The 20,375-nt window shown below is 61.8% G+C and carries 18 protein-coding genes; 11 read left to right on the forward strand and 7 right to left on the reverse strand.

Features of this window, described 5'->3' with window-relative positions; genetic code table 11:
• The first annotated feature begins 425 nt into the window (after positions 1-425).
• Complete coding sequence (locus V7116_RS04400) at positions 426-2,186, forward strand: SUMF1/EgtB/PvdO family nonheme iron enzyme (protein ID WP_324390670.1); 1,761 nt, start codon at positions 426-428, stop codon at positions 2,184-2,186.
• Positions 2,187-2,246: 60 nt separating this feature from the next.
• Here the strand turns inward: V7116_RS04400 and V7116_RS04405 are convergent, their stop codons facing one another.
• The 5 genes from V7116_RS04405 to V7116_RS04425 form a co-directional block, all read right to left on the reverse strand.
• On the reverse strand, positions 2,247-3,740 hold the full coding sequence (locus V7116_RS04405) for an SH3 domain-containing protein (protein WP_324390671.1): 1,494 nt from the start codon (positions 3,738-3,740) through the stop codon (positions 2,247-2,249).
• Positions 3,741-4,064: 324 nt separating this feature from the next.
• Complete coding sequence (locus V7116_RS04410; RefSeq protein ID WP_324390672.1) at positions 4,065-4,478, reverse strand: DUF302 domain-containing protein; 414 nt, start codon at positions 4,476-4,478, stop codon at positions 4,065-4,067.
• A complete protein-coding gene (locus tag V7116_RS04415) occupies positions 4,478-5,896 on the reverse strand; it encodes an MBL fold metallo-hydrolase (protein WP_324390673.1) in 1,419 nt (472 codons plus the stop codon). The genes V7116_RS04410 and V7116_RS04415 overlap by 1 nt, the downstream gene beginning before the upstream one ends.
• A gap of 12 nt (positions 5,897-5,908) precedes the next feature.
• Positions 5,909-6,646: a sulfite exporter TauE/SafE family protein gene (locus V7116_RS04420; protein WP_324390674.1), complete on the reverse strand. Its 738-nt coding sequence runs from the start codon at positions 6,644-6,646 to the stop codon at positions 5,909-5,911.
• Positions 6,646-6,999 (reverse strand): rhodanese-like domain-containing protein, encoded by a 354-nt coding sequence (locus V7116_RS04425; protein ID WP_324390675.1) that lies wholly within the window; start codon positions 6,997-6,999, stop codon positions 6,646-6,648. Before V7116_RS04425 ends, V7116_RS04420 begins: the two co-directional genes overlap by 1 nt.
• Before the next feature lie 114 nt (positions 7,000-7,113).
• Here V7116_RS04425 and V7116_RS04430 point away from each other — a divergent pair, with 114 nt between their 5' ends.
• Entirely contained in the window at positions 7,114-8,073 is a 960-nt protein-coding gene (locus tag V7116_RS04430; RefSeq protein WP_324390676.1) for a LysR family transcriptional regulator, read from the forward strand.
• A gap of 188 nt (positions 8,074-8,261) precedes the next feature.
• Here V7116_RS04430 and V7116_RS04435 read toward each other — a convergent pair whose 3' ends face one another.
• Together V7116_RS04435 and V7116_RS04440 are read right to left on the reverse strand one after the other, a co-directional pair.
• Positions 8,262-9,068, reverse strand: a complete 807-nt coding sequence (locus V7116_RS04435) for a carbohydrate ABC transporter permease (RefSeq protein ID WP_324390677.1) — start codon at positions 9,066-9,068, stop codon at positions 8,262-8,264.
• Positions 9,068-9,940: a carbohydrate ABC transporter permease gene (locus tag V7116_RS04440; protein WP_324390678.1), complete on the reverse strand. Its 873-nt coding sequence runs from the start codon at positions 9,938-9,940 to the stop codon at positions 9,068-9,070. Before V7116_RS04440 ends, V7116_RS04435 begins: the two co-directional genes overlap by 1 nt.
• A gap of 459 nt (positions 9,941-10,399) precedes the next feature.
• On the opposite strand from V7116_RS04440, the gene V7116_RS04445 reads away from it, so the two are divergent.
• The 9 genes from V7116_RS04445 (at position 10,400) to V7116_RS04485 (ending at position 20,367) form a co-directional block, all read left to right on the forward strand.
• Positions 10,400-11,059 carry a response regulator transcription factor gene (locus V7116_RS04445; protein WP_324390679.1) on the forward strand — a complete coding sequence of 220 codons (660 nt, stop codon included), beginning with the start codon at positions 10,400-10,402 and terminating at the stop codon, positions 11,057-11,059.
• 336 nt (positions 11,060-11,395) lie between these two features.
• Complete coding sequence (locus tag V7116_RS04450) at positions 11,396-12,433, forward strand: molybdopterin-dependent oxidoreductase (protein ID WP_324390680.1); 1,038 nt, start codon at positions 11,396-11,398, stop codon at positions 12,431-12,433.
• Positions 12,434-12,484: 51 nt separating this feature from the next.
• Positions 12,485-14,032 (forward strand): molybdopterin-dependent oxidoreductase, encoded by a 1,548-nt coding sequence (locus tag V7116_RS04455; protein ID WP_324390681.1) that lies wholly within the window; start codon positions 12,485-12,487, stop codon positions 14,030-14,032.
• A gap of 2 nt (positions 14,033-14,034) precedes the next feature.
• Positions 14,035-14,658: a DMSO/selenate family reductase complex B subunit gene (locus V7116_RS04460; protein WP_324390682.1), complete on the forward strand. Its 624-nt coding sequence runs from the start codon at positions 14,035-14,037 to the stop codon at positions 14,656-14,658.
• 2 nt (positions 14,659-14,660) lie between these two features.
• A complete protein-coding gene (locus tag V7116_RS04465) occupies positions 14,661-15,578 on the forward strand; it encodes a dimethyl sulfoxide reductase anchor subunit family protein (RefSeq protein WP_324390683.1) in 918 nt (305 codons plus the stop codon).
• A 239-nt stretch (positions 15,579-15,817) separates the two neighbouring features.
• The gene (locus V7116_RS04470) at positions 15,818-16,417 is read left to right on the forward strand and encodes a cytochrome c3 family protein (RefSeq protein WP_324390684.1); all 600 of its coding nucleotides are present in this window, start codon (positions 15,818-15,820) and stop codon (positions 16,415-16,417) included.
• Between the two features lie 36 nt (positions 16,418-16,453).
• Complete coding sequence (locus V7116_RS04475) at positions 16,454-17,143, forward strand: TorD/DmsD family molecular chaperone (protein ID WP_324390685.1); 690 nt, start codon at positions 16,454-16,456, stop codon at positions 17,141-17,143.
• Between the two features lie 333 nt (positions 17,144-17,476).
• Positions 17,477-18,841 (forward strand): SWIM zinc finger family protein, encoded by a 1,365-nt coding sequence (locus V7116_RS04480; RefSeq protein ID WP_324390686.1) that lies wholly within the window; start codon positions 17,477-17,479, stop codon positions 18,839-18,841.
• Between the two features lie 2 nt (positions 18,842-18,843).
• Positions 18,844-20,367 (forward strand): DUF5691 domain-containing protein, encoded by a 1,524-nt coding sequence (locus V7116_RS04485; protein ID WP_324390687.1) that lies wholly within the window; start codon positions 18,844-18,846, stop codon positions 20,365-20,367.
• Positions 20,368-20,375: the final 8 nt, after the last annotated feature.

Genomic DNA, 20,375 nt, shown 5'->3' on the forward strand with positions numbered 1-20,375 from the left:
GCGCGTTTCGTTGGCTATCTCTTCCCTCAGCAGAATCTAGTGTCGCCCCCTCAGCACGAAAGCGGAGGGAAGGGGAAGCCACCCACGCAACAGAGTTGCGCGGCGACCTCCAGAGAAAAACGAGCGGTTGCAACCCCGCCCCTACGGATCTCGGGGTAATGGGTGCGAAAGGAACCAATCTTCTCGCTCGAAAAGTGCATAACACGCTCCAGGCGTTGTTTGGGGCGTGTGGGGCGGGTTCTTGCGCGGAGTTGACATAAGACCGCATAAAATTATAGAGTAATAAAAAACAAAACAATAGAATAAATGCGGTGCGAATTGCCTTGCACCGCATTTCACCCGGCGCGATTTCGCGGATCTCCCGACCGCCCACAAACAACCGTCCTACGGATGCTGAGTGCCATGTCTGTGCAGGGGGTGATGGCATGACTGATGTGTTTATCAGCTATTCCCGAGCGGATAGTGAATTCGTTCTGTGGCTGAATAACACCTTGAAGCGGCGGGGACATGATACCTGGGTGGACTGGCAGGATATTCCCCGTGGAGACGAGTGGCTGAACGAAATTTACGACGGGATCGACAATGCCGACACCTTCATTTCCGTCATCAGCCACCACTCGCTGACTTCGCAAATCTGTAACGACGAGATCGCGTACGCGCTGTCCCGAAACAAACGGGTCATGCCGCTTATCTTGGAGCGCATCGAAGGTACCGTCTTCAACGAAGTCGCCGGGCGGTGGATTACCGTGCCGTGGGAACAGCGCGCTCGCTCAAACTGGGAGGAAATCCGCAGCCTGAACTGGCTGTTTTTCACCGAGTCCGAGAAATATGACCAGGAGATCGGTGCGCTCATCGAGGCGCTGGAGACCGATCAGGCGCACGTCAAAGCGCACACGCGTTACCTGACGCGGGCACTGGAATGGGACCGCGCGGGGCGCAAGCCGAGTATGCTGCTGAACGGCGACGAACTCACGGCTGCCGAGCAATGGCTGAAGGATACGGTCGCGGAGAAGCGCGTACCGCCAGCCGATTCGCTGCACCGCATCTACATCGAGGAAAGCCGCGCCGAAGAAACCCGCCAGCAGGAACGTGCAGCGGCTCAGGAACGCCGCACACACCGGCTGCGGGTCGCGGCTGGGACCCTGGCGGTGGTCGTGGTGATCGCGTTCGGGGCGACCGTGCTGGCGCTGGCAAGCGCCGCAGAATCGCGCAGCGCGAGCAATGCGGCCCAAACGCAGATCGGCATCGCGCATGACGAGCGCGCCCAGTCCGAGGCGCTGCGCGTGACTGCCGAAGCCCAGGCGACGCGGTTCGCGTTCGAGCAGGAACACGCCCAGTTGATGTTACAGCGGTTTGGGATCGTGCCGACGCTGGCGACGACGCTGGAACCTGCGGCGCTCGTTGCTCGCGCGACCGCCGAGGCGAATCCAACCCCGCAGCCGAGCGTCGTGCAGCGCATCAAAGGCGCGGACATGGTGCAGGTGCCGCCCGGTTGTTTCAACATGGGGAGCGTCATCGACAGCGCAGCGCCCGTTCACCAGATCTGTTTTGACGAGCCGTATTGGATCGACCGTCTGGAAGTCACGCGCCGCCAGTACGAGGTCTGCGTGCTAGCCGGGGCGTGCAGCGACGTCGAGGCCAACGTCTATTCGACCGGGAACAACGATCCGGTTAACAACGTGGTGTGGACGCAGGCGCTTGCGTACTGCCAGTGGCGCGGCGCGCGGCTGCCGACCGAACCGGAGTGGGAATACGCCGCGCGCGGCCCGGACAGCCGGGTTTATCCGTGGGGCGACACGTTCAATCCGGATTACCTCGTGTATATCGGCAACTCGAATTTCAAAACCGCGCCGGTGGGAACCCGCCCGCCGGAGAGTGCGTCGTGGGTCGGCGCGATGGATATGGCGGGCAACGTGTGGGAGTGGGTCAGCACGGCTTACTCATCCGAGGATTTCACGACCATCTACCGCTATCCCTATACACCCGACGACGGGCGCGAAGACCTGACCCGTACCGATGTGCGCCGGGTTACACGCGGCGGATCGTTCAATGACGACGAGAACAACCCGCGCAGCGCGCAGCGGGCGTGGCTGCATCCCACCGATATGACGTCCGGGCACCTGCTGGTCGGCTTTCGCTGCGCCGCATCGGAATCCGAGCTGGCGACGCCCGCCGCAGCGGGATGAAAAAGCCGGGTCCATCAGTGGCCCCGGCTGCGGATTTTGCTGTGTCGTGATGGTTGGGTTCTACTGCACCCAGAAATACTGGCTGCCCTGATTTTCCATGATCCACTCGCCTCCGGCGGACCACCACACGCCGTTATCGGCACATTCGACGCCCCCGAAGAAGACGAGGTAGTCACCCGGCTCGCGCGAGCTGTCTACCCGTGCGTTGAGGGACGGCCCGGTGTAGATGAACTGCGTGCCAACCCCGTTGGTGACGTAGGCGCGCCCGCCGCCGGTGTCCGGATTCAGCCGAATGGGTGACGCGCCGGGGCAGGTCCACTGACGAAGATAGGCCTGGGCACTGGCTTCGTCGTAGCTGCCGCCCCAGATGATTTCATGCATGAGCGGCGCGCCATAGCGCATGGGGATGCGATACCAGTAGTAGCCCGTATCGGGATGGGTGACCGTGATGCCGTCGTAGGATAAGAAACTGCCCATTTGCCCGATGATGTCGATCGTGCCCACCGCACGGCGCAGGTTGTTCGTGTCCAGCTCATCGATCTCGTTCAGCCAGGTCAACTGCGACAGCGGGAGCGTAAAGAGGCCCTGCTGGTCCGCGCGCGCTTCGAACCATTCCGGATAGTCGCCAAAGGCCGATCCGCTCAGGATGAAGCGCTCGTTCGACTGCAACCCCGCGACGAGCATCTGGCCGCCGTTGGCGAGCGTGAACATCACGTACGGGTGATCGGGCAGGCGGACGTTGACGTCGATGGCGAAGCCCGGCACTTCCAGCCGCCACGTGCCGGACGCGATGAATGCCTGAAGGGGAAGCTGGATCTGGGTGAGGTAGACGCTGCCCTCGTCGTACAACTGGGATACGACCGGATCCAGGCGCTGCCCGTTGGGGGCGACGGCGACGCCGTTATTTCCGTACTGCGCGTTTCCCGCAAAACATATTGCAGGGGTGTCGACTTCGAGCACGTGGGTGAATGGACGGTAGTCCGCCGTGCCGCCGTTGTTGATGTCGTTTTCGGAGAAGGCGAGTCGCCCGCTGACGCCGTTGTCGTTGTAGCCGCCTTCACAGGCGTAAAAGTAGTTGCCACCGCCGGGCTGCCCGTCGAGCGTTTCCAGCGGCGGGTTGGGGTTGGCATCGCCGGATGTGTCGAAATTCCCCTGGCTGCCCTGATTATCCTGGCTGTCCTGGGGCTGCGAAACCTCATCGGGATCGACGGGGCCGGATAAAAAGTATTCATCCGGGTTCCCTTCGGCCACCCACCCGGTGATGCTTTCGGCGGTCACCTGCCACCACGTATACTCGTCAACGCAGCGCGGCCCTTCCAGAATGGCGGCGACGGTTCCCGGTTCGAGCGGATCGCGCAGACGGTCGGCAGAGGTGCTGGGTGCTTCGCGGATGTTGAGGGCCGGGCTGACCACCAGCGCGGTGTCGCCAACCGCCAGCCGGGAGTCGAAATCGCCGCAGACTTGCGCGGGAGGGTGTGCGTGAGCAACTACGGAACCGCTGAGAACGAAGATGGCGGGAAGGAGTAGGGCGTGGAGTATGGTGTCCCGGTTCATCGCAGTGTTCCTCGAATTCTCTCGGGATGTTAGGTTCAGTCTAATAGAAAACGTAATGCGAGTCAACCCGAACATGGCCGTGATGCAGCCGCGAGCAGCGTTGTGTTCGGGCAAAATTGGCCGGGAAAATCGTGGGTGGAACCGGGAATCCGGCAGCGTGATTGGAGCCGGATTTTGCGCGGCGGCGGACTGTATATTGGGCGTGAGGATCTTGCGGTGTTGGAGGGCGGCGCAAAACAAAAGTGGGCAGTCTTAAAACTGCCCACGCGTAAGGGTATTTTTCGAGCAATGCCGCCAGCCAGCCAGAGCGGGCATCGCTGTGACTTACGATACGCTCTCGTTTTCCTGCAACCGCATGGCAACGCGTTCCAGACGTTCGCGCGCTTCCTCCGCGATCGGCTCCAGCGCCGGGCTGTGGAGGACGCCCAACATCGCCATCGGATCGATCAGGGACACCTCGACGATGCCATCTTCGCCTTCGGCCACCGTGACGTTACAGGGCAGGAGCAGCCCGGATTCGGGCGCAATGGTGAGCGCCCGGTGCGCGAGGTTCGGATTACAGGCCCCAAGGATGGCATAGCGCCGGAAATCGACGCCCAGCTTCTTCTTGAGCGTATCCTGAACGTCGATGCGCGTCAGCACCCCGAAGCCTTCCGGCTTCAGCGCCGCTTCGACCGCTTCCAACGCCTGATCGTAGCCGGTATTGAGCCGGATCGTTCTGCCGATTGTTTCGACCATTACTGCACTCCTCGGGATGCGGCCACCGGCTGTTCCAGCGGGAGACCGTTTTGCATCCAGTACATCGTTCCACCAATGACATTGTAAATCGTCTTGAAGCCTTTTTGCCCCAGGAGCGCGGCAGCGGATTGGCTGCGGCTCCCGGTGGCGCAAACGACGGCAACGGGCTGGTCCGGATCAAGCTCGCCAATGCGCCGGGGCAAGTCACCGAGCGGAATCAGCCGGGCGGTGGGGATGTGCCCCTGGGCGTGCTCCCAGGCTTCACGCACGTCGATCACCACGGGCCGCTCATCGTCGGGGAGCTGGATCAGATCGTAAAGTTCCTGCGGCTCGACGTCGCGCACGTCGCCGCTGGTGACCGGAAGGCCCAGCGCTTCCCACGTGTCCAGGCTGTCGGACAGGTACCCGATCACGTTTTCGTAGCCAACGCGCGCCAGACTGTACACGACGGATTGGTAGCTGGCCGGATCGGACAGCAGCAGGATCAGGGGCGCGTCGGGAGGCAGCACAAAGCCGACCCGGTTGCTGAGCTGCTGGTCGGCTTCCAGGTGGGCCGACCCGGGGATGTGCTTGGCGACGTAGTCCGCCTTCGAGCGCGTATCGAGCAGCGCCGCACCTTTTCGGAAGTAGGGGATGGACTCCTGGACCGTCAGCGGCGCCGGTTTTACGTCGCCCAGGGCGCGTGGCCCCTGGCGGTTGATGGTTTTGATCCGCTTGTGGTTGCCCGGCTGTTCCGGCAGATCTTCCGTCGCAAAGGTGATGAAGGCGGCTTTGCTGCGCGGCTGCAAGGCCGGATTGCTGTGACGCTCGAAGCCGAGCGAGGTGACACGAACCGAGCCGATGGAGCGACCGCAGAGCGAGCCTGCTCCGTGGCCGGGATAGATAATCAGGCTGTCGTCGTGCGTCAGGATTTCGTTGTTCAGGCTGTCGTGCATGTGCCCGGCCAGGTCGCGGGCCGCTTCGACGCCGACGAGATCGGGCCGCCCGACGTCGCCTACGAAAAGCGTGTCGCCCGTCAGCGCGAACCACGGCTGTTCGACGCGAGTGGTATCGGACACCAGCAAGGTGATGCTTTCGGGCGTGTGGCCGGGGGTATGGCGGACCTGAAGCTGCACGTTGCCCAGGCGGATCACGTCTTCGTGGCGCACCGGTTCGTGGGGGAACTGGGCCGCACCGGCCTCGTGCAAATAGATGGCCGCGCCGGTTCTGCGAGCCAGCTCCGTGTTGCCGGAGACGTGATCGGCATGGAGGTGCGTCTCGATGATGTGGGTGATCTTCAGCCCGTGCGCTGCCGCTTCATCGACGTACTTTTGCACGTCGCGATCCGGATCGATGACGGCGGCTACACCGGCTGCTTCACAGCCCACCAGATAGGACGCACAGCCCAATCCTTCGACGAAAAATTGCTGGAGATACATCTCTTTGCTCCCTTACAGTACCTGTGGCAGATTGTCGTAGAGCAGCACGACGGCCAACATGAGGATGAACACCACGAATGCCTGTCGAAGCTGGCTGGCGGGCAGCCGTTTGCCCACTTGCGCGCCGCTGAATGCCCCGGCAAAACCGGACAGCGTGAACAACAGAATCAGTTGAACGTCCAGCGCCTCTCGGGTTAGATGCCCCAGAAAGCCGGATAGACTGTTCACGGCAATAATGACCAGAGACGTGGCGACCGCCTGCGGCATCGGCAGACCAACCAGGATCACCAGGGCGGGGACGATCAAAAAGCCACCGCCGACGCCCAAAAAGCCGGTGAGCAGCCCGACGCCCGCACCGCTGAGCACGATCACCCACCACTGGCGTGTCACCTGTTCCGTGTTTTCGGCCCAGGGGCGGAAGGCCATCAGCGCGGCGACGCCGAGCATGAGCAGCGCAAACAGAACCATCAGCATGGCGGGGGAGACCCGTTCGGAAAGCCCCGCCGCCAGATAGGACACCACGATGCCCGCGCCGCCGAACACCAGCGCGACGCGCCAGTTCAGTTGTGAGCGGTGGAAAAAAGCGCCGAGCGTGCTGTTGGCTCCCACCACGGCCAGCGACGTGGCGACGGCTGTTTGCGGCGTCTGGCCGATGATGTAGACGAGCACCGGCACCGTTACGATTGAGCCTCCACCACCCAGCAGACTGAGCAAAAACCCGATGGTGAAACCCAAACCTAAAATGAGCATCAGGGCGTGTTTCCCTTTTTGGTGGAGAGTCCGGCGCGCGTCCAGGAGATCATGCCGCCCTTCAGGTTGAGGCTGTTGTAACCCGCCTGGGCCAACATACGGTTTGCCATGCGGCTGCGCGAGCCGGAACGGCAGACACAGATGATCTCCCGATCTTTCGGCAGTTCGTGCAGGCGCTGCCCAAGCTGGTTGAGCGGAATCAACACTGCGCCCGGGATATGCCCGGAACGGTATTCGTCCTGCTGGCGTACATCGAGCAGCACCGGGGGATTTTTGCCGTCCAGCTTGCTCTTGGCTTCAGCGGCATCGAGATTGGTGTCTGTCGAGGCGAACAACTGCTTGATGAGATTCATGACCGCGCTCCCTGTGCGTTGGAGGTCCGTCCAGATCATGACAGGGATATGGTTTCCGTGGGAGAGTGGTTTGCTTATAATGAGATATAAGCCGGAGCTTATATCGGGAAAACCATGATCAGCCTCTACAAGCTAGAAGTCTTCAATATGGTGGTCCAGGCGGGCAGCTTCAGCGCCGCGGCGGAGCGGCTGTTCCTGAGCCAGCCCGCCGTCAGCCAACACGTTCAGGCGCTGGAATCGAGCCTGGGCGTGCAGCTCTTCGAGCGGGGACCGCGCGGGGTGCGGCTCACCGCGTCGGGCGAGATTCTGTACGATTACACGCGCTGCATTCTTTCGCTGTTGAGCGAAGCCGAGAGCGCGGTGACCAACGTCAGCCAGTTGAACAGCGGCCAGATCCGCATCGGGGCCACGCCGGGGGTCGGCAGCTATGTGCTGCCGGGGTGGATTCAAGCGTTCCGAATGCGCTATCCGAAGCTGACGGTATCGCTGCTGACGGATGTGACGGCGCGGGTGGTCGCGGCGCTGCTCAATCACACGCTGGATGCCGGATTCATCGAAGGCGAACTCACCGATGTGCCGGAACTGGAGCAGGTCGTGCTGCAAACCGTCAGCCAATGGGTCGTGGTCAGCCCCGATCATGCCTGGGCGGCAAGAGATGCCGTTTCGCTGGACGCGCTGCGTGGAGAGCCGTTTGTCATGCGGACACCCGAGAGCCAAACCAGCCTCTGGCTCCTGCAAACGTTGAAGAATTTCGACGTCGTGCCGCACATCGTGGCCGAGTTTGATAATCCGGAAGCGATCAAACAAGCGGTCATCGCGGGGATGGGAATCTCGATTCTGCCGGAGTATGTCTTCCAGCACGAGCGAGAGGCCGGGCGGCTGCATGCGCTGGCGCTTCAGGACGTCCCCTTGCAGCGGGACCTGAAACTGGTGTGGAATGCGCGGTATCCGCTGACGCCCGTTGCTCGCGCATTTTTGACGGGACAGTTTCCGCACCTGCTCCCGAAGCTGCAGGGGCTGAACGACGACGGCGGGCCAACCACGCTAAACAAATGCCAGAACGATCCCTTCTAGAGCGGGGCGTGCACTTTGTAGCCCTCCATCCCCTGGCCTCTTCCCCCACACAAGCGGAAGGAAGGGAAATCACCCCACGCAACCCTGTTGCGCGGGATCCCCGAGGGAAAAACGGGCGGAGCAAGCCCCACCCCTACGGATCGCGGGGTAATGAGCGCGTGAGAGACCGGCGCTCTCTGTAACGCGCACTAGTCCTGCGGATCGTCGATGTTGAGGCTGAACCACTCCAGCGAGCGATGGGCCGCCGTGACAAACAGGCCCACCGGGATCAGCGAGATGACCAGCACGGCGGCGACTTTGGGCCAGTCGAATTCGCGGTCCAGCGTAAAAAAATCGCGCATCATGACGGGGATCGTTTTGATCTCGGTGCTGGTGAGCATCAGCGGCAGAAAAAACTGATTCCAGCTCAACACGAACACAATCACCCCGGTTGCGATCACGCCGGGAGCGACCAGCGGCAGCACGACCCTCAGCAGCAGCCCGGCAAAGTTCGCTCCGTCCAAGAGCGCAGCCTCCTCATAGTCAACGGGTAGGTGCGCGATGTAGCCGTAGAGGATGAAAGCCGCCAGCGGCGCAAACAGCGCCGACTCCGCCAGCAGGACGCCCCGCAGCGTATCGTGCAGGTGCAGGTGCAGCAGCGTGATATCGAGAGGAATGGCGTAGGAGATCACGGGGATGCTGGACAAGATCAGGAAGCTGTTCACGACGAGCTGCTTGCGCCGAAACGCCGAGCGCGCGAGGCTGTAGGCGGCCATTAACGCCGTGGCGACGGTCGTCCCCGTCACCGCCAACGACAGCCATACGCTCGTGAATAGTTCGCGCCAGAAGAAGGTCTGCTCGGATTTGATCTGCGCGTAGTTTTCCAGGCTGAGGTCGAGCCGCCATGCAGGCGGCGACTCGGTGTTGGTGTGCTGGATGCCGACCGACGTGAGGGCAGTCCAGATCACGGGCAGGACAAACCCGATCACCACGAGTGCAATAAATATCCGGCGCATCACATGCCCACTTCTTTGTGCCTCAGCAGCAAAAGGTAGATCAGCCCGACCAGCAGCACCCCCGCCGTGATGAACCATCCCGCCGTGGACGCGAGAGGCCAGTTTCTGGCATGGATGGCTTTGTAGTAGCTGTATAAGCCGGGGGTCATCGTTTTGGTGCCCGGACCACCCCGCGACAGCAGCAGGAGCCCTTCGGACATGCCGAGCGTGCTGCCGGTGAGCAGCAGCAGAACGGTGAGCAGCAGCACCCGCAAGCGCGGAATCACCACATAACGAAGCTGGGCCAACAGGGAAAGCCCGTCCAGCCGGGCGTTGTCCCACTGGCTCTGGGGAATGGCTAACAGGCCGGGCAGGATCAGAAAGGCCGCAAACGACGACTGCCGCCACACCTCCGCAATGCAGACTGCCCAGAATGCCAGCCGGAGCGATGCGAGCGGCGAGGGAAAGGTTGGCAGGCCCACCAGCGCGGGAAAGAGATTAAACAGGCCAAACCGCGTGTTGAACATGTAGTGCCACATGACGCCGCTGGCAATCGGGCTGATCAACCAGGGCGTCAGGAGCAGCGAGCGCACCACGGTACGCCCGCGAAAATCCCGGCGCAGGCTGAAGGCAGTCGCCAGCCCGAAGACCATTTGAGCGGGCACGATGGTCACCGTGAACAGCACGATGTTGACGAGCGACTGCCGGAAGGTCGAATCGGACAGCAGGCGGGTGTAGCTGCGGAGCGCGATAAAACGCGTGTTGGGGCGAAATGGACTGTAGTTGGTGAAGCTGGCAAAGAAGCCGAACAGCGTGGGCCAGATCAGAAACGGCACGACAAGGAGCAAAAATGGGGCCAACAACAAAAGCTGTTGGCGGCGCGTCAATCGCATTGGAATTTACCTCACCGTCTACCTCGCCTCTGTGTTTACACGATCGTGAGCCGGACGAAAGCACTTCGCTGTTTTTTCAGGCAGTCCTATCACGAGTATAGCGTCAGGGCCGGGCGGATGGATAGCGCCGGGCTGCGTCTCACGTTTGCCGGAATGGGCGTCACGGTAGAGAATATCGACCATGCCGGGGTTCAACCCGGGTCCGGCGGGCAGCGATGCGGCGCGGCAAACACACTTTTCGTCGCAAATTTACGGATCGTGGTGATGGCAGCAGCACGGGAAGCTAACCGCTGGGCGGCGCGCCATTCAACCGGCGGCGCTATGAAACCGTCTACGCGCACTTGCTTTATGGAGTAGTATCAACGACGATTGGCGGTACATTTACAGGCCTGACGTCGCCCAAAGCAGGGTGATACTTACTTTCTATTGCGCAGGACCAAAAGATTAACGGAGTTTGCTATGGGGTCGCCGATTCGGATCGTCCTCGTCGATGATCACATCCTCGTTCGCAGCGCGCTGCGACTCTTGCTGGAGAAAGAAGCGGATATTGAAGTGATCGGTGAAGCCGGGGACGCGGACGGCGCGGTGCGACTGGCGGTCGGACTGTGCCCCGACGTCGCGCTCATGGATATCTCGCTGGGCGAGTCGAACGGGGTGGATGCCACGCGCCGGATCGTACAGCAGTGCCCCGACATTCGGATTATTGCGCTCACGATGCACCCGGAAGACATGTACCTGATGCGGTTTCTGGAAGCGGGAGGGGTGGGGTATGTCCGTAAATCGGCGCTCGACCGCGACCTGATTTCCGCCATTCACGCGGCCCTGCGCGGCGATATTTTCCTCAAGCAAGAGGGCATTCAGGTGATGGCGCGCAGCCACTGCGCGTCCCGGCTCCAGCTTGACGAGCAGAGTCCCGGCCCGGATGTGCTTTCCCTGCGCGAGCGACAGGTGATCGAACTGGTTGCGAAAGGCTACACCTGCCGGGAAATCGGCGTGCAGTTGTCTCTATCCCCCCGGACAGTCGAAACTTATCGTGAACGGATCATGGAAAAGCTCAACCTCGAACACCGCTCCGAACTCGTCGAATACGCCCTGCGTCACCAGCTATTGCGTCCGTAGCTGTCCGTAATTTTCCCCACGGCTTGTGGTATTTTTCACGAGATAAGTCACGGGCTGAGCATGACAGACAGCCCGATGCTTGTTTCATACAATGAAATCAACGGTGTTGTATCCGGTCTGATTGCGCGCTCCACGAGCCTGGAGGGGGGATGCAAGCAGGCTCGTATGCGGAACAACAAGCGACTGTCCGGTTCTGTGCCGACACCGTGCCTGTGAAGGAGAACGCCGCAAAAGATTATTTCCCGCTTTCGTTCCAGTACGACATGCTCGTCAGTGCTGAACGTCGTCGAAATTCCGTTTTATGCACCCAAAGGTTTCAACGGGGGACGTACGCGTATGAGTCACGAAGACATTTTTTGTGAGGTATTGCAGGATAATCCTTTATCCCGGCGGAGCTTCTTGAAGTTAAGCGCCGTGATGGGTGGCGCGGTGTCCATTGACCACGGATTCGCCTATGGGCTGAAGCCTGTCGCTGAAAGCAGCGGGAAGGCGCTGGCCGAGGCGGGTGGCGAGTGGATTACGGCGCCATGCTGGCATAACTGCTCGTGTGGAAATTCGCGCTGCCTGATCCAGGCCTATGTGGTGGATGGCGTGCCGATCCGCATCCGGTCGGACGAAGTGGAAGAAGACAGCTACGACGTGCCGCAGCGCCGCGCCTGCCCGCGTGGCCGCGCGCAGATCGGCAACATTCTGGCGTCGAACCGGCTGAAGTACCCGATGGTGCGCAAGCACTGGGAGCCGGGTGGCGGCAATAAGGAACTGCGCGGCCAGGATGAATGGGTCCGGCTGTCGTGGGACGAGGCCCTGGACATCGCCGCGACTGAAATCAAGCGCATCTACGACACCTATGGCCCCAAGTCGGTTTTCGGCGCGACGTGGGGCTACGAAAACGGCGAAATTTTGTGGGATCCGGTGCCGCGCGTGTTCAACGCGCTGGGCGGCCACGTCAGCCACTACGGCACGGTCTCCTTCGGATCGTGGCCGTTCCCTGAGGCGTTCATGACCGGCGGCATGCTGGACTGCAACGACCGCTTCGCGCTGCGCCACGCCAAGCAGATCGTCCTGATCGGCTGCAACTGGGCGGCCAACAAGGGCGGCAACACCTCCTACTTCATCAAGCAGGCAAAAGACAGCGGCGCGCACGTGATCGTGGTCGATCCGTGGCTGAACCGCACCGCACAGGGTCTGGCCGACGAGTGGATTCCGATCCGCCCCGCGACCGACACGGCGTTTTTGCTGGGCGCTGCCTATCACATGATCGTGAACGATCTGCAGGACCAGGATTTCCTCGATACATACTGCTCCGGTTTCGATGCCGAGCACATGCCGGAAGGCGCACCCGCCAAGGATAACTTCCGCGACTACGTGCTGTGAACCTATGACGACCAGCCCAAGACGCCAGAATGGGCCTCGTCGATCTGCGGCGTGCATCCTGACGTCATTCGGAACTTCGCCAACCAGCTTGCGTCGATCAAGCCCACCAGCATCTATGCCGGGCAGAGCACCACGAAATTCCCGGCTGGCGAACAGTTTGCCCAGGTGTTTTTCACCGTGGGCTGGATGACCGGCAACGTCGGCAAGCCCGGCGCGAACGTGTCATGGATCGGGCCGGAGCCGAACTTCACGGCTCCGCTGGTGACGGCGGGGAAGTACGGTGACACGGTTCCGGTCAACCCCGTTTACCCGGACATGATCGTTTTCTGCGCGGACATCAACACTCAGCGCGACTGGGATTGCCTGGAATACAGCGAAGCCTGGCAGTCGATCGTGGACGGCGAGTATGGCCGTGACGTATGGCCCGGCGGCAAGCGCCCGATCGATATCAGGATGATCTACCACGGCCACGGCCACTTCCTGAATTCCATGCCGAACGCCAAGGCGGGCATCGAAGCGCACCGCAAGGTCGATTTTGTGATGGCTTCGTGCCTCAACTACAACACCAACGCGCACTATGCCGACCTCGTGTTCCCGATCAGCACGCTGTGGGAACGCCACGGGCAGGTGTTCACCGACAACCGCGAGCACGTGCTGTGGTGGCAGCAGGTGATGGAACCGCTCTTTGAATCGCGCGCCGACATTGACGTCGCGTACGGTCTGGCCGAACGGCTGGGCCTGGACCCGGACGAAATTTACGGCAACTCGTGGGAGCAAAAAGCTTACAATACCCTGGCCGGGACGCAGGTCATAAAGCGAGACGGCTCCGGTTATGAGCCGCTGGTGACCATCACGGCCCAGGATATCAAAGACATGGGCGTCGAGGGTGAGCCGCAGAAGGGCCGCATCACGATCGAAGAATTCCGCGAGAAGGGCATCTATAAAGTTCCGCGCGAGGCAGACGACGCCCTGATGCACATCGCACATGCCGCGTTCATCGCGGACCCCGAGGCGAATCCGGTGGCGACTTCGACCGGTAAGTTCGAGATCTACTGCCCGACGCTGGCGGCGATGGTCAACCAGTACGGATTCTCCACGATCTACCCCATCGGCAAGTACCAGGAAGCGGAGCCGGATCAGGGGTATCACGCCCGCACGGAAGAATATCCGCTGATTCTGTTCACGCCGCACTCGCTGCGCCGCGCGCATACCAACCTGGACAACGTTCCGGCGCTGCGGGAAGCCTTCCCGCAGGAATGCTTCATGAGTGTCGTGGACGCGGAAGCGCGCGGCCTCAAGACGGACGACGTGGTGCTGATGTCCAGCCCGCACGGCAAGGTGATCCGGCGCGTCAAGGTGCTGCCGGGCATGGTCCCTGGCGCGGTTGCGCTGGAGGACGGCGCCTGGATCGATATCGATAACGAGACGGGCATCGACCGGAGCGGCAACCCCAACATCCTTCAGGCCCCGCGAGCTTCCGGCCAGGGCGTGCAATGCTGGACCGGCACGCTCCTTCAGGTCGAAAAATACGATGGCGATCTCGTCGCCGACTACAAGCGGCCTGCTCGTGAGATTCGGTTTGCAAAGGATAGTGACTAGACATGAGCAGACAACTGGGTTTCTATTTCAACGCCGATATCTGCATCGGCTGCAAGGCCTGCCAGATCGCCTGCAAAGACAAGAATCACCTGCCGATGGGCGTGCTGTGGCGCCGCGTCGTGAACTATGGCGGCGGCTCGTGGGTGCAGTCGGGCGACATCATGATTCCGCAGAATGTCTTCGGCTATTTCCTGTCGATTTCCTGCAACCACTGTGAAGACGCTCCGTGCCTTCACAACTGCCCGACCGGCGCGATCAGCAAAAACGAGGACGGCATCGTCCTGATCGACGACGACGTGTGCATCGGCTGCCGCTACTGCTCCTGGGTGTGCCCGTACGGCGCACCGCAGTTCAATGAAGACGACGGCGTGATGACGAAGTGCAATTTCTGCTATGACCTGCAGGCGGAAGGCAAGAATCCGGCGTGCGTCGATGCGTGCCCGCTGCGCGCCATCGAGTTCGGTGAGATCGAGGAGCTGCGCGCCAAGCATGGCGATGTCGTCGAGATCGAACCGCTGCCCAAACGGGAGATCACGTCGCCCGCGCTGGTGATCCATCCTCACCGTCATGCCCAGGCCACGGGGCAGGGGACCGGCCATATCCTAGACATGGAAGGCGAGATCTAACGATGCATACCGAAACGTGGGCTTTGGTCACCTTCACAATTTTGGCTCAAACATCGGTCGGTTCGTTCATCGCCCTCGGTGTGGCGCACTACTTCGCCGTCCGTAAGTCCGGCATCGAACAGGCTGACAAGCTCAGCGACCGGGCGCTACTTCCCATTGGCGGGCTGCTCGTGCTGGGCATGATCGCGTCGCTGCTGCACCTCGGCCAGCCGATGTACGCGTACCGCGCGATCCTCAACTTCGGCAATTCGTGGTTGAGCCGGGAGATCGGTTTTGGCGTGATGTTCGCTGCGACCGGGGCGGCGTTTGCGTTTTTGCAATGGCGTAAGCTGAGTACAGCTAACGTGCGGAACGCCGTCGCGGTGCTGGCTGCGTTCGTGGGCTGCGCGCTGGTGTTCAGCATGTCGCAGGTGTACATGACCGCCGAGGCGCAGGAAGGCTGGACCACGGTGGCGACCCCGATCTCGTTCTTTGCGACGACGGTGCTGCTGGGGACGCTGGCGTTGGCCGTCGCGTTCATGATCAACTACTGGATCATCCAGCGGCGCGAAGGGCCCGAGTGCCAGGCACAGCAGTGCGATCTGCTGCGCGGCGCGATCAAGTGGCTCGCCGTCACGGCGATCGTGGTGCTGGGCGTCGAGCTGGTGGTGTCGTCGCTGCAATCGGCGTACGTGGTGTCCATCGAGGATCACGCCAACCTGGACTTCCTCGGTGAGTACGGCGTGCTGTTCGGCGTCCGGCTCGCGCTGGCTTTCGTCGGCGCGGGGATCTTCGGGCTGTTCATGTACCAGGCGTCACAGCGCCCCGGACGTGAAAAGCTCATGGCCGCGTTTGCCTTCAGCGCCTTCGCGTTCATCCTGGTGGCAGAGGTTTTGGGGCGCGTGCTGTTTTATGCGACCGAGATCCATATTGGGTTGTAGGATCTGCCAAACTTAGTACCCCGGACAAAGAGGGAGTGGTATTCTATTCCCTCTTTGTCCTGTAATGGCTCCTTTACGACGCATAAGTGGATCGCATGAACTCTCTTTTCGTACGGTTGAAGTGGATCGTCCTGTCCGGTTGTTTTTGTAGTCTTGGAATGCTGGCCGCCTGTTCGGGCCAGGATTCTGCCACAGTCGCGCCAACGCCAACGGCCACGCCGTCCGTTCTGGTGGACACAATGAGCACGAAGTTTTCGAACGGCGTTCACGCGGGCGATTTGCTGTGTGAAGACTGCCACCAGACGAGCAGTGACACGGCGGATGCCCTGTCCTGGGCGGTGACGGGGAACGATGAAGGTGGCGAGGCACAGACGGCGTCGGATCTGTGTCTGGAATGCCACGAAGACATCGACGACACACGGCTGGTGTCTGATTCCGACCATCTCGCGCATCCTGAATTTGAATGCGCTGCCTGCCACGATACGCATTCCGGGCGGGCAAGCTGCACCCAGTCGGGCTGCCACACATCGATTCAAAGCACGGTTTACACGACCGTTGCGACCCCTGTCGGCCATACCGGGCAGGGTGATCCGAACGCATTCATGTGCGGCGGAGCGGAATGCCACGCCTCCGCGACGCAGGTGGGGGGCGCCCCCATCTATCACCAATCCGTGCACCATCAGGTTGCCTGCTATACCTGTCACGATGCGTCGGGGATGGATATCGTGGTGGACGACGCGGGGCAGTTGGTCACGTCGCTGCCCGGCCAGGAAGATGCGCTGGTCGTACCGCATCGCCTGCAGCGAGAGGTACAATGTACGAATTGTCACAGCCGTTAGGGCTGCCGGTCAGGCTGGTGGGATTATGAGGATGCTATGGAAGCGCAAAAATTGCTTGAGCAGTTATCGACCGAGGTGTTTTTCTTTAACTTGATGGGCAAGCTGCTCCAGACGCCGCCGGGCAAGGCGACTCTGGCATGGTTCCAAATGCTGGCGGACGAAGATATTTTTGACGACGTGCTGTTTGGCGGCACGCAGCCGGATATTGTCGAAGGCGCGGCGAAGATCGATGCGTGGCTCAAATCCACCCTCGCAGCCGATCCCCCGGCGGCCATCGAGCGCCTGAATATCGACTATGGCCGCTTGTTTGTCGGCCCCGGCGAGCCGGTCTCGCCCCCGTGGGAATCGTTCTACTTCAACGTCCAGGGACTGTTGTTCCAGGCCCAGACGATGCAGGTCCGTGAGTGGTTCCGCCGCTTCAACCTGGAATCTGAGAAGATCCATAACGAGCCGGACGATCACATCGGTTTGGAGTTTTCGTTCATGGGTTATCTGGCGGCACTGGCCGTGGCCGCGCTGGAGCGGAACGATCTCGGCGACGCGCAGGCGCTTATCCAGGCTCAGCGGGATTTCTTCGTAGAGCACCCCTCGCAATGGATGGATATCTGGTGCGATCAGGTGCTTCAGCGCGCGCAAACAGAGTTTTACATGGGCGTGGCGCTGCTGGTGCGGGGCGCTGTAAAAGAACTGGCGGCGATCCATCAAATTACCGAGTCCACGATGTGAACCGTCCCGCATGTGGGCGGCTCGTGTTGAAATGACTTGAACGGAAGCCCGGCCTGCTGCCATGGTCGGGCTTCCTGATTCTATTTCAGGCGTTTTTTTACCTCAAGCCTTCCGCTTTCACCCTATCCGTGCAAAAACAGTCCGCAAGAAAGTGGAGCGGCTCCTTCGTGTGAGCCGCCGACGCGCTCCCAGAAACGTCCAAGATTCGCTTCGGCATATAATTGAGTCCTCGCGCCAACCGGCGTCCAATGCCTGCTGGCCCGTAGAGGAGAAATACTTATAATAGGGCAGAAGAACATAAGTTCTGGCTGCGCTGGTGGATGGACACGACACATGGCATCACTTTTAGAGGGGTGGAACACCGAGAAAGTTATGGCAATGGCGCCTAACCCGGATGCGGCCAGGCGTGGTAAGGCGTTGGCCGTTCCCGGCAAGTGGCTGTCGTTGGGGCGCGATGGCGCTTCCGCCTGGGGAGCGTTCAAGGGGAGCGGAAAGACACCGTATCAGGTCAAGCTCGATCTGCGGCGGCTGCACCACGGCAGCGAGGGATGGGGGTGCACGTGCCCCAGCCACAAACAGCCGTGTAAACACTGTTTGGGGCTGCTGTTCATCGTCGTCGAGCACCCCGATGCCTTGCCCGTTGGCGACGCTCCCGCCCACGTACGGGAGTGGCTGGATAAAGCCGCGCAACGCGCCCGTAAGCAGGTGGCGAAAAAACAAAGTGACGCGGAAAAGGCTGCCGATCCGGCGCAGCGAGAAAAGACGCTGCGCGACCGGAAACAGAAGATCGCTGCGGGACTTGAGGAACTCGAACTCTGGCTCACGAACATCATCCGGCATGGACTGGGCGATCCGCAGATCGGGCAGTACGAGTTTTGGGACGCCAAAGCCGCGCGGATGGTCGATGCGCAGGCCCCCGGAATCGCACAGTGGCTGCGGGATATGGCGGGCATCCCGCTGCGCGAGGAGCAGTGGGTCGAGCCGCTGCTGGATCAACTGGGGCGGCTGTACCTGCTGATCGAGGGATTCAAACGCTTCGACACGCTGCCGGAAGACGCCCAGGCCGATATGCGCATGGTGTTGGGATGGCCGCTGCGGCGCGAGGACGTCCCGGCGGGCGAGAGCGTCTCCGACAGGTGGCTGGTGCTAGGGCGTCACGAAGCCGTGCTGGAGAAAAAGCTGCGCACGCAGCGGCTGTGGCTGCGCGGCCAGAACAGCAGGCGAAATGCGTTGATCTTGGAGTTCGCTTATCGCGATCTCCCTTTCGACTCCTATCTGTGGCCGGGCAGGGTGATCGAGGCGGAACTCGTGTTTTTCCCCAGCCGCTGCCCCCAGCGTGCCTTCATTCAGGCGCAGCGCGGGGATGTGCAGCCCGGCCAACCCACAACCGGGGAAACGATTCAGCAGGGCATCGAGGCGTACAGCCGGGCGTTGGCGCGCAATCCGTGGCTGCTCTATTTTCCGCTGCTGCTCGACCGCGTCGTGCCCACGCGCCACGCAGGGAACTGGGTTCTGCGAGAACCCGGGGGCGCTTACCTGCCGGTTGCGCGGAAGTTCCCGCATAAGTGGTCTTTGCTGGCGCTGGGAGGCGGGCATCCGATTCAAGTCGCCGGGGAATGGGACGGGTACGAATTTCTGCCGACGGGCGCGGTGCTGGCGGGCCGCTTTGTCGATTTTAACCTCGTGGGGAAAGTGTGACGATGACGCTGCCACCGGACATGATTTCATCCGCCGCGTTGGGCACCGATCAGGGTGTCTTCAGGCTCCCACGGTTTGATGGGGCGTTTGGCGACCTGCTCGCGCAGATCGACGGCGCGAACCTGGAGGCGCAGCTTTTGATCGCGGCAGCGGCCTTGAAACTGCGCGCGCAGGCGGGGTGGGTTCCGCCCCACGCGACCCGTCCGCTGCCGGAGCCGTGCGCGCCGGATGAAATCCGGCCCTGCGGGCGGCAGGCGCTGGGTCACCTGATGGTGATGCTGGACGGGCATTACCGGGAGGTGCTGCCCGAATGGCTGCGCGAGCTGGCGCGCCAGAAGAAACACATCCCGGAAGAGGCACTGCCCCTGGCGCTGGAAGCCGGGCATAAATCCGAGCCGCTGCGCGATCTGCTCCGCCCGGTGATCGGCCAGCGTGGGCACTGGCTGGCGGCGGAAGCCACGACCCGCCAATGGGACTGGCTTGAGCCGCGCCATGCCGAGCGTACCTGGGAGCGCGGCTCGCCGGAGGCGCGTCTGGCGCTGCTCAAGCTGCTACGAAAGTGCGACCCGGCCCGCGCGCGGGATCTGTTGGCCGGGTCCTGGCAGAGCCAAAACGCCTTCGAACGCGTTTCGTTTCTCCAAACCTTCGAAGACGGCCTGTCGATGGAGGACGAACCGTTTTTAGAGGCCGCACTGGACGATCGCGCCGACCGCATCCGGGCGGCGGCGATTCGCCCCTTAGCCGCGCTGCCGGAGTCACGGTTCAACCAGCGGATGCGGGCGCGGGCGCTGCCGCTCCTGGTCCGAAGCCGCTCCGGGCTGCGACGCAGGCCGGTTATGGACGTGTTACCGTGCCCGGCGTATGACCCGGCGATGGAGCGGGACGGCATCGGGCGGGAGCCGCCGGACGGCGATCTGCCCGCGCCGCTGTGGTGGTCTCAAACGGCGCTGCGCTGGACCGCGCCGTCGTTCTGGTGCGCGCAGTGGCAGATCGGCCTGGAAGAACTGATCGAGGCCGCGCAGAACAGCGACGCCCGGTTTTCGCTGGTGAGTGTGCTGGCTGACGCGGCGGAGCACACGGGCGAGTCTGAGGCGCTGTTTTTGCTGCTGAACGCGGATCCCACACTGGCCGCGCAGTTTGCAGCGTCGCGCCACCTGACGCCGGCGCAGCGCGAACGGCTGGCCGTCATGCTGCTGAACACGCACCGTGAAGGGTTTCGCCGGGGGCATCCGGCTGAAACGATGCTGAAGACGCTCGATCGAAGCTGGGGCCGCGAACTCAGCGAGGCATTTCTGGACAGCCTGAGCCGGTATCTTCAGCGAGAACGTATCCGGGCCGACTCCGCTATGCGCTTCATGCTGTTGGAGTATGCGCGGGTGATGTCGCTGGATATGAAAGAACGCTATTTACAGGCGCTGGATGTCAAGACGAGCGCTGAACAGGTCTGGGAAGCAATCGTGGACGAGATCGGGCTGCTGTTCGATTTCCGCCGGGAGATGCTCGCCGCGATCGATGAGGATGACTGACCAAAGAG

The organism is Aggregatilinea sp., from assembly GCF_036822615.1.
Taxonomy (GTDB): domain Bacteria; phylum Chloroflexota; class Anaerolineae; order Aggregatilineales; family Aggregatilineaceae; genus Aggregatilinea.